Origin of the sequence: Moorena sp. SIO3H5 (assembly GCF_010692395.1) — a bacterium.
GTDB lineage: Bacteria > Cyanobacteriota > Cyanobacteriia > Cyanobacteriales > Coleofasciculaceae > Moorena.
The window spans coordinates 1-9,410 of the sequence record NZ_JAAHHS010000309.1 but is presented as its reverse complement, the minus strand read 5'-3'; the positions used below and the strand labels follow the sequence as shown (position 1 = coordinate 9,410).

The 9,410-nt window shown below is 44.1% G+C and carries 11 protein-coding genes; 6 read left to right on the top strand and 5 right to left on the bottom strand.

The features are described 5' to 3' along the window. Positions 1 to 132: 132 nt before the first annotated feature. The 5 genes from F6K52_RS26335 to F6K52_RS26315 form a co-directional block, all read right to left on the bottom strand. Positions 133 to 1,287, bottom strand: a complete 1,155-nt coding sequence (locus F6K52_RS26335) for a transposase (RefSeq protein WP_293085252.1) — start codon at positions 1,285 to 1,287, stop codon at positions 133 to 135. Then, positions 1,244 to 1,861 (bottom strand): IS607 family transposase, encoded by a 618-nt coding sequence (locus F6K52_RS26330; RefSeq protein WP_293085249.1) that lies wholly within the window; start codon positions 1,859 to 1,861, stop codon positions 1,244 to 1,246. Before F6K52_RS26330 ends, F6K52_RS26335 begins: the two co-directional genes overlap by 44 nt. Before the next feature lie 116 nt (positions 1,862 to 1,977). After that, entirely contained in the window at positions 1,978 to 2,256 is a 279-nt protein-coding gene (locus tag F6K52_RS26325; RefSeq protein WP_293085246.1) for a hypothetical protein, read from the bottom strand. Between the two features lie 597 nt (positions 2,257 to 2,853). Then, positions 2,854 to 3,129, bottom strand: coding sequence for a hypothetical protein (locus F6K52_RS26320; protein ID WP_293085243.1), 276 nt, complete (start codon positions 3,127 to 3,129; stop codon positions 2,854 to 2,856). Positions 3,130 to 3,302: 173 nt separating this feature from the next. Beyond that, positions 3,303 to 3,476, bottom strand: a complete 174-nt coding sequence (locus tag F6K52_RS26315; RefSeq protein ID WP_293085255.1) for a hypothetical protein — start codon at positions 3,474 to 3,476, stop codon at positions 3,303 to 3,305. 87 nt (positions 3,477 to 3,563) lie between these two features. Between F6K52_RS26315 and F6K52_RS26310 the strand changes: the two genes are divergently transcribed. From F6K52_RS26310 to F6K52_RS26285, 6 genes are all read left to right on the top strand, one after another. Beyond that, complete coding sequence (locus F6K52_RS26310) at positions 3,564 to 3,713, top strand: vitamin B12 dependent-methionine synthase activation domain-containing protein (RefSeq protein ID WP_293085240.1); 150 nt, start codon at positions 3,564 to 3,566, stop codon at positions 3,711 to 3,713. A 220-nt stretch (positions 3,714 to 3,933) separates the two neighbouring features. Next, positions 3,934 to 4,413 carry a hypothetical protein gene (locus tag F6K52_RS26305; protein ID WP_293085237.1) on the top strand — a complete coding sequence of 160 codons (480 nt, stop codon included), beginning with the start codon at positions 3,934 to 3,936 and terminating at the stop codon, positions 4,411 to 4,413. A 259-nt stretch (positions 4,414 to 4,672) separates the two neighbouring features. After that, on the top strand, positions 4,673 to 5,443 hold the full coding sequence (locus tag F6K52_RS26300) for a creatininase family protein (protein ID WP_293085234.1): 771 nt from the start codon (positions 4,673 to 4,675) through the stop codon (positions 5,441 to 5,443). A 436-nt stretch (positions 5,444 to 5,879) separates the two neighbouring features. Then, on the top strand, positions 5,880 to 7,199 hold the full coding sequence (gene thrS / locus F6K52_RS26295; protein ID WP_293085231.1) for a threonine--tRNA ligase: 1,320 nt from the start codon (positions 5,880 to 5,882) through the stop codon (positions 7,197 to 7,199). Between the two features lie 222 nt (positions 7,200 to 7,421). After that, complete coding sequence (locus F6K52_RS26290; RefSeq protein WP_293085227.1) at positions 7,422 to 8,579, top strand: alpha-hydroxy acid oxidase; 1,158 nt, start codon at positions 7,422 to 7,424, stop codon at positions 8,577 to 8,579. Positions 8,580 to 8,638: 59 nt separating this feature from the next. Then, positions 8,639 to 9,307, top strand: a complete 669-nt coding sequence (locus F6K52_RS26285) for a reverse transcriptase domain-containing protein (protein ID WP_293085222.1) — start codon at positions 8,639 to 8,641, stop codon at positions 9,305 to 9,307. The last annotated feature ends 103 nt before the right edge of the window (positions 9,308 to 9,410 follow it).

Below are 9,410 nucleotides of genomic sequence, written 5' to 3'. Positions count from 1 at the left end.
CTGATACTTTTAACCCGGACAAACCATGACATCATAGACATTGCTGTCTATGGTGTCAGATACGCTGAGTACTACATCCCCAACATTGTTGAGGAAGGTGGTATCCCACATCGCCTTTCGGCAAAGCCGACGCTACGCGAACAGGAATATCCCAACGGCTCCATTGAAATCTCGATGGATTTCATAATTACATTTTGGACATTTGAAATTCTTAGAACTACCAAGTTTTCTATGAATATGTCCACATTTTGTACAGGTTTTTGAAGTGTACTCTTCTGTCATTCTCACCAATCTGGAACCATACCGGTTACACAGATGTTCTAATATTTGCGAAAACTGATAAAATGCCCAGGTCATCATAGCCCTAGCCGTTTTACTCCTCAATTTACGCTTTTTCTTTACAACCATCTGAGAAGTCTCAAATGTAGGCAAGATAATTACGTCATAGTTTTTGGCTAAATACGAGGCAACTTGTTTATGGATTTCAGTTCTTAGATTTTTAATCTTAGTTCTGAGTCTTTCCATTGCCGCTTTTAGTCGATAACGTTTATGCTTGTTTTTGTGTCCCTTAGCCTGATCGTGATTACTTTTTATTTTGTCTAAATGAGAGCAAAGTTTGGCTATCCTCTGAAAGTCATCAATTCCAAATTCAAGAAATTGATTTCCATCAAATCCTGTCATGAATGTTCTGACGCCAGGGTCTAAAGCTACCACTTTTCTGGTAAGAGTAGGCTCTGTTGTAAATTCAACTGGAAAATGAGCGAACCATCTTCCTTTGTTGTAAGTCAGTTCCGTAGAACCGTCTGTCAATATACAGTGATTATTACCTTTAAACTTAGGCTTCGGTAAATGTTTAGTCGTGGAGACCATCCATCTTCCCCCTTTGTAAGCTGTTGGATCAAACTGAATTGTTTGTTTTTGATCCCTTACACTACGGAACTTTGCTAACTTTAGACCAGCTTGTGGATTGGACTTTCTTTTTTTACCAATACCTATGAACTTCGGTTGTTTAGCCGTTCCCTTCCAAGCTGTATAAGCTTCCATGGAAGCGTTATCTAGTATTTTAGAAACATTTAGGCTTTTGCACCACTCAGGGATTAACCCAGATTGTTTTAACCAAGTTCTAAAGCCATGTTTTCCTCCTTTCTTTCCTACCTTTGTATAACCCTGGTTCTTATTCAGTTGCTCGATTGATATGTTGTAAACTTTCCTGACAGCGGCGACCCACTTCTTCCAGATTTTATCAAGATCCTTGTTTGGATATACTCGGTAAGTCGTTGTCTTCAAGGATTTTGTTTTTATATTTCCTGAGTCCATACAATCGACAACTGAAGACATGGATGACCGCGAGTACATCTTCAACCATTTCTTGTTCTGGGCTGAGGTTCTTTTCGTCGAGAACCAGTATTTTGGTTTGGAATTTAGAACACAGCCATGAGATAAGATCGAACCCAAAGCGACAAAGCCTATCTTTGTGGGCAACGACAACATACTTGCAAGAACCGCCGATAACTCTGTCCAGTAAGGCTTGAAGACCTTTTCTTTTAAAGTTGAGTCCGCTCCCGATGTCAAAGATGATTTCTGCGTCTGGATAACGAGACTGGAGAAACTGTACTTGTTGTTCAAGATCGTTCTTTTGAGAGCGGCTTGAAACTCTGGCATACAAGATAGTAGATCGGTCTGTCCTAATTTTTTCTGATGGGATAGAGACAACTGAATTGAGGTCGTATCTTCTTTGTCCCCCAGGAGTTTTGATCCCTTGAATTTTACCTGACTCAAGCCATCGTTCAAGTGTTTTGGTACTAACCCCGAGCCTGTTGGAGGCGACTCGGGGAGGAACGTAATTGACTGATCCATCCATCTGAAGCTGTTTGATCTGTTACTTGATCACTGTAGTCTAGGATGTCAGGAAATGTCAATTATGTCGGGGAAATTCTTTAACAGGAAGTACTCCTCAATCGAGATTAAAAGACTAGATTAGAGGAGTACATAGCAATAGGGGCGTACAGGGCCACATTTTGGTGGCAAGGGATAATAACAGGGGTTGGGACGAGGTAGGGGAACAGGCTTGGCAATAATAGAAGGCTTCGGCTCAGGCATTGGGCTTGGATGGGGATCAATCCTTAGATCTTCGATTTCTTTGATGTCTATCATGTCCCTGATGTCCACCGGATGTGCGATCATCCGACCACCTTCGAGTGAGGACAACTCCTCAGTGTTTATTTCCTGAAGATTTTCCAGGTTCTCAATTTTCATTGATTTTTTCTCCTTCTTGATATAGTTGATGAATAGATGAGATTTCAATATTTCTCATCTTGGTATGCTATAATTAGTTTATGCAATTATGTTATAGTGTTGTCGCCAAGTTGGCTTTTTTAAAGTAAGTATTAGCTGATAGCTGATCGGATAATTTTTAATAACAAAAAAATTCGCTCCCTGCTAAGGCCAAGTAATGGAAATCGGGAGCATGTCAACTTTGTAATTAGGTACATAGATCCCCCCTAACCCCCCTTAAAAAAGGGGGGAACTAGATTGAAAAGTCCCCCTTATTAAGGGGGATTTAGGGGGATCTGAATCAGGGATTAACAAAATTGACATGCACCCTGGAAATCCTTAGCAAGGGAAGCGAATTAGTTACTATCTGAAAATCCCTGTATTGGGCGGAAAGCACCGAAAACTAACTGATGATTGCTAACTTGAAAGTTAAGGTCACTATGCTATAACACTATACTTATAAAGTATACTTGTATAGTCATGATCATAGTGTAAGTATTCAGCTATCAGCCTATAAAATAAGCTGACTTCTGACTTCTGACTTCTGCTATAGCTGACCTTTTATCCCAAGATAAAAAATTAAAGAATAACAGGACAAATCTTTAACGCACTGATCGAAACTGCCTTGATATCTTTCTCAGGTAAAGGTCTAGGATAGGGATAACAGGGTGGAGGTGGTGGTGGTGGACAATAAGGATAAATAGGACGTTTTAACTCTGTGGGAGCAATACTAATATCGGCCAAATTTATTTTATGTGCGATCGGTTTATGTGCGATCGCTATCATGCCACCTTCAACAGAAGATAATTTATCTATATTTATCTCCTGTAGATTTTCTAAGTCTCCAATTTGCATGGAAAATTCTCCTTCTTCAGCTCAACAGTTGTTGATGTTGATGTTGATGTTGATGTTGATGTTGATGTTGATGTCGATGTCTGGGTGAAACATGTAATTGCTTCATTTGATTATTATTGTCCGATGTTAGCTTCTCTATGTCTTGCCAATTTGGCTGGAATAGGTTAATAATTTTAGGGAACAGGGAACAGGGAACAGGGAACAGGGAATAAAGAATCGGGAATCGGGAATCGGGAATCGGGAGTCGGGAGTCGGGAGTCGGGAGTCGGGAGTCGGGAATAGGAGTTGCTATACCCTAGGTGGTTTGTGTTGGGTCTAGCTGATGCGATCGCATACACCCACATCACACCCCTTTGAGACGATCCGACTGGTGACTGCTGCTGGCGAAAGCACCATCACATAAAGGTTTCAGCTCTACAACAAAAACTATCCTCTTGATCCATTACACTCAAGTGCCACAGTTGCAATTATTGGGATGCGATCGCATTGGGATATCGATAGATGAGAGCGAACAGCTTTATCCAGAGCAAACGACTACTGCTTTTGTCACCTATCATCCTGTCGCTAGATATTTTAGTGCGTAAGAGCGATCAGTAATGGGGTCGCGCTGAAATCCAGGCGACCTCTAATTTTTCTTGATAATTGCTAGAGAGTCGGTCAAGTATTCTCAGAAACCACGTTTTTTGGTATCTCAGAAACCCGGTTTTTTGAAAAAACCGGGTTTCTTGACCGACTCTCTAGGCATGGGCATAGCTCCTTTAGGCTAAATTTCAACTGGATTTGCTTTCAAAATATAGGTCTCTAATGAGTGAAACAAAGGATAAATCGAATTGGCATCAAGATTTTATTGCCAGTAATTTGCTGGTCATTGGCTATAATGCTTGGGCTGGTCATCTCAGTTGTGAGCGCGGCGCGATAGTTTGTAGCACAAATTCTCCAACATTGGGGGTTGGCGGAGAATCATTCAAAACCCATTTTGTCGGACGTTCTCGCCTGGCACCGTTCCTGAATGCCTGGTTAGCGACTCCTGACACTGCAATTTTGCCCCATCACTTTATGACTGCTCACATCTTGGAAGTTGTCGATAATTATGATCCAACCACAGAGGTTGTATTGTTGCTGGAGTCTTTCGATGGAGCAACGTTCTTTTACTTGAAAAACCTACCCATCACACCACCTCAATGCTACGAGCAAGTCTGTAAGACGTGGGATGAATTCCAGCCAGGAGTTGGCAATTGGCAAGAGGAACAACTTTCAAGGGTTGACATAAACCACATTAACTAATTATAGTAGCTAGTTATTCCTTTGTCAAAATGGCAAAGAGCAAAGGGTAAAGGGGATTTTTTGAAGTAGCTTGAAACTACCACAAAAAATTATTCGCCTTTATTTGTCAATATTGAATGCCACAAAGGGATTCAATGGTCGATCCCATTGAACGTGAGGTCGATGATTTACGGTCATTGGCTTTGGAAGGCCGCGCCTTGAATGCCGACACCATATAAAATCTACAACAGTCTTTTTTATCCAAACCATAAGAGAAACTATGCCCATTCACCATTGGGAAAATCTTAATACCTTTGCCTTCAAAGATCTCGATCCACAGCGCACAGTTGCCATTATGACAATGGGGTCAATTGAACAACATGGCCCGCATCTGCCCGTCGGCGTTGATGCCATGCTGGTACGCGGCGTACTGCATGGTATCCTGAAACGGGTCCCCGATGATATTACTGCGATCGCCCTGCCCGTTTTGCCTATTGGCAAGGCGATCGAGCATGAAAATTTTGATGGGACGTTATCGTTATCTACCGAGACTGTGATGGCATTGTGGCGTGAGATCGCTGCCAGCGTTTTCCGTACCCCGGTGCGCAAGCTGTTGATGCTGAATAGCCATGGCGGACAATCCGACGTTGCGCGCATTGTTGCCAGAGATTTACGCGCCCATTACAAAGCCCTTGTGGTGCCCGTGAACTGGTGGACATACAAAGCTAAAACTCTGTACCAAGACACTGAGTACACTCATGGTCTGCACGGCGGCGCGGAAGAGACCGCCCTGATGCTGCATCTGCACCCTGACCTTGTAAACCATAGGGAGATTAAAAACTTTGTGCCTGTATCTTTGGAACAGTCTCAGCAGTACCCGATGCTATATGGCTGTGGTGCCAAACAAGCCTGGATGGCCGAAGACCTACACCCCCAAGGCGCAACAGGAGACGCCACCATCGCCACACAGGAAGACGGCCAAAAACTTTGTGAGGAAGCTGTCGAGTCCATGATTGCTCTGCTGCAGGAGATGGTGGCGTATCAGATTTAAGGGATTTTGAGGATAATGAGAATGTGTCTTTACCTATGAAAGCTGCTGGTGCGCTCGTTCAAGTTAGTTTGCCTCCGCTGCATTTTGCCGCTAGCCTAATGAAGACATTATTGGCTTTTCTCGGGGACTTGACACCTGTTAAAGAATTGCTATATTGAGAATATATCAGAACAAAGCTTTTCTCACAATGAAAACAGCACTCGCCCTTACTAGCACAACCATAACCACCACCCACATAGGAGGGTTGTAAGGCACTGCATTGAAACTAGTCTTACGACTTTAGTTGCCCTCCAGACGAAACTCTGGGGGGTAATTTTTTTTAACCTGTATCCAAAAGGTCAAACGGAATGCTCATGTTGCTGACAATGTTTCTTGCAAAAAACACTACTACCACCACTACCACCACTACTACTACTACCATCACGCCTGGAGGGACGTGACGATTGATTGCACATGCAACTCATCTGTCCCTCCAAGCCTAGTTTGGAGGTTTTTTTATTGCCTTATTACTCAGACAACAGGAGAGATTAAAATGGCGGATCACCGTAAACTTGCAAGGGATATGGACTTGTTTCACTTTGAGGAGCATAGTCCAGGAATGGTGTTTTGGCACCCACAGGGGCTGCGGCTTTTTCGCAGCATTGAAGACTTGATGCGACAAGTTTATCAAGGGCATGGATTTGAAGAAGTGCGATCGCCCATTGCCCTTAGCCGATCGCTATGGGAGCGCTCAAAGCACTGGGAAAAATTTCGCCAGGGGATGTTTGTTGTCGGCAGCGTAGAGGCAGATACAGACGATGAATCAGCCCTATCCGTTATCAGTCCTGACTATGCGTTGAAGCCCATGTCTTGCCCTGCCCATATTGCCATTTATCAGTCCCGCAAGCGCAGCTATCGGGAAACTCCCATGCGATTGATGGAGTTTGGCATCTGCCATCGCAACGAACTGTCTGGCACATTATCGGGGTGTATGCGGCTGCGGCAATTTGTCCAGGATGATGCCCATATCTTCTGCCGAGCATCTGATGTGCAGAGTGAAATTAGTAATTTCCTCAATATGGTGCAGCAGGTTTATGCTGCTTTTGGCTACGATCAATTTTCCCTACAAATTTCCCTTAGACCAGAGCAGCGGCTTGGCTCTGACCGTCTCTGGGATCGGGCTGAGTCTGTGTTAGTTAAAGCGGTTCAATCCTTGGGGCATAGTTATAAATTAGCTCCAAATGAAGGGGCATTCTATGGTCCCAAGCTCGAAATTAGTTTGCAAGATCAGTTGGGGCGATCGTGGCAGTGTGGCACAATTCAAGTCGATTTTAATCTTCCTCAAGTGTTTGAGCTAGCTTTTGTGAATGAATTGGGAGAATTGGAGCGTCCTGTCATGCTACACCAGGCAATTTTGGGGTCGCTAGAGCGCTGGATTGGCATTTTGTTAGAGCACCACAACGGTGTTCTACCCGTTTGGACTGCCCCTACACAAGTCGCAGTCGCCTCTATTTCTGATAAAGCATCTGACTGGGCAGAAACAATTTTCTCTCGACTCAGGCAACTGGGGGTTAGGGCAGAACTTCACAACCAAGACCGCACAATCAGTAAGAAAATTCGTGAACTCTCTAAACGCAAAATTCCATTGATTGCCATTGTGGGTGAGCAGGAAGCCATGAGTCAAAGACTAAACCTTCGGTGTAATGGTGCCCTAAAACAACAAGAAATGAGCCTAGCTGAACTTGAGCATAAGTTAGCAGATCTCTCTATGCCGTAGCGAGTTGCAATCGCCTGGTACGTAAGACTTGGGATCAATTCCAACCAGGAGTTAGTGTTTGGCAAGACGAACAACTTCCAACAATCTGTCAGAACTGAGATCTCGATAAATTGGTGATTTTGGAATGGTTCATTCCCTAGAGACTGACGATGAAGGTTGAATGCTTCTCAAAATGGAATAGTATGGACTGCCTAGTAAACATAAATCTCACTGAGGTATTTTATGAGATTGAATGACTGTCACAATTTTCAGGATTTCCGAAAATTAGCGAAACGCCGACTACCAGGACCAATTTTTAATTACATCGATGGAGCGGCCGATGACGAACAGACCTATCGGCGGAATACTCAAGCCTATGAAGAGTGCGATCTTATTCCGAACGTGCTTGTCGGTGTGGAAAATGTGGATATGTCAGTTGAGGTGATGGGGCAAAAACTAGACATGCCTATCTACTGTGCCCCGACAGCATTGCAACGCCTTTTTCATCACGAAGGAGAGCGTGCGGTTGCGAGAGCTGCTGCAAAATATGGCACAATGTTTGGGGTGTCTTCACTGGCGACAGTAACCGTTGAAGAAATCGCAGAAATAGCAAACACGCCCAAGATGTTCCAGTTCTACTTCCATAAAGACCGTGGCTTGAATGATGCGTTGCTTGAACGCGCACGAGCAGCGAACTTTAATGTGTTGGCATTAACCGTCGATACCATTACTGGTGGCAATCGCGAACGGGATCTGCGTACAGGATTTACTTCGCCACCAAAATTAACCCTTGACTCCTTAATAAGTTTTGCCACTCACCCAGTATGGGCTTGGAACTTTTTCACAAAAGAAAAGTTCGATATGCCCCACTTGTCTGGTCATGTCTCGGCGGGAACGAATTTAGCAGTCTCTGTTGGCGATTACTTCTCAACGATGCTAGATCAATCCATGAATTGGAATGATGCTGAAAAACTCTGCTCACAGTGGAATGGGCAGTTTGCACTGAAAGGGATAATGAGTGTGGAAGATGCCAAGCGTGCTGTTGATATTGGTTGTACGGGTATTATGGTTTCTAACCACGGTGGCCGTCAGCTCGATGGTTCCCGCAGCCCCTTCGATCAACTCGCAGAAATTTGTGATGCTGTTGGGGATAAAATTGATGTCATTTGCGAAGGTGGTATTCAGCGCGGTACCCATGTGCTGAAAGCCCTATCTGTTGGAGCTAAAGCATGTTCAGGTGGGCGATTCTATCTTTTTGCATTGGCTGCTGCTGGGCAAGCAGGAGTTGAGCGTGTTTTAGGTAATATGCGCACTGAGATTGAGCGTGATATGAAATTGATGGGAGTGACCAAGCTCGATCAATTGAGTAGAGATAATCTACGCTTTCATCACTCACGATGAAGCTGCTTCATAATACACTTGTCCGAAAGTTGGCGACAAAGCCCACGACTTTTACATCTATGTCCACTCTTCTCGAAAAAATAGCCTCCGACGAGGTTATCAATACTGCTTATCAATGGTTGTGTAAAAAACGCCAACATTATCATCCTAATGCCGATGTCTGGCAGCTCAGACGATGGTGGCATGAGAAAAAGCCCATTCTACAGGCGCAAATACTTGCGGGCAATTTTCAATTTCGGGAGTTGCGCTTGATTCGAGGTGAGGAGAAGTCAATCGAATGGTGGTCGTCTGTGGATGCTTTGGTGTTAAAGGCCATGACTATTGTTTTGACCGAACACTTGAAACCGGTCCTTTCGCCACGGTGTTTTCACTTAGCTGGGAATGGTGGGTTGAAGGGGGCGGTGCGAGAGGTTGCGGCTAATGTTGAGGAGTATCCTTTTGTCTTTCGCACTGATGTGAAGGGATATTATGCCAGCATCAATCATGGGATTTTGATGAATATTGTGGGGAAATACATACAGGATGATGCTGTTTTACGTTTGTTATGGGGTTATCTGCGTCGCTATGTTTCGGATGGGGGTGAATTTATTGATATTACCCAGGGGATTTCTTTGGGGTGTCCGTTATCTCCCCTGATGGGTGCTCTATTTTTGAAGCCTTTAGATGACTGCATGGCCGAGTTGGGCTGCTTCTATGTCCGGTATATGGGTGCGACCTGGGGGCTATAAGGTGGTTATTAACCATTAGCCGAAAAGCCCCATGATGACAAGACATGAGGAATAAAAACCTCGTCATCTAAACTTCTATCACCATGCTGGTTCAACTCCAGAC

Coding starts and splice junctions, on each gene's coding strand:
- F6K52_RS26330 (WP_293085249.1), bottom strand. CDS start 1,861: ATGGATGGATCAGTCAATTACGTTCCTCCCCGAGTCGCCTCCAACAGG.
- F6K52_RS26325 (WP_293085246.1), bottom strand. CDS start 2,256: ATGAAAATTGAGAACCTGGAAAATCTTCAGGAAATAAACACTGAGGAG.
- F6K52_RS26320 (WP_293085243.1), bottom strand. CDS start 3,129: ATGCAAATTGGAGACTTAGAAAATCTACAGGAGATAAATATAGATAAA.
- F6K52_RS26305 (WP_293085237.1), top strand. CDS start 3,934: ATGAGTGAAACAAAGGATAAATCGAATTGGCATCAAGATTTTATTGCC.
- F6K52_RS26300 (WP_293085234.1), top strand. CDS start 4,673: ATGCCCATTCACCATTGGGAAAATCTTAATACCTTTGCCTTCAAAGAT.
- F6K52_RS26290 (WP_293085227.1), top strand. CDS start 7,422: ATGAGATTGAATGACTGTCACAATTTTCAGGATTTCCGAAAATTAGCG.
- F6K52_RS26285 (WP_293085222.1), top strand. CDS start 8,639: ATGTCCACTCTTCTCGAAAAAATAGCCTCCGACGAGGTTATCAATACT.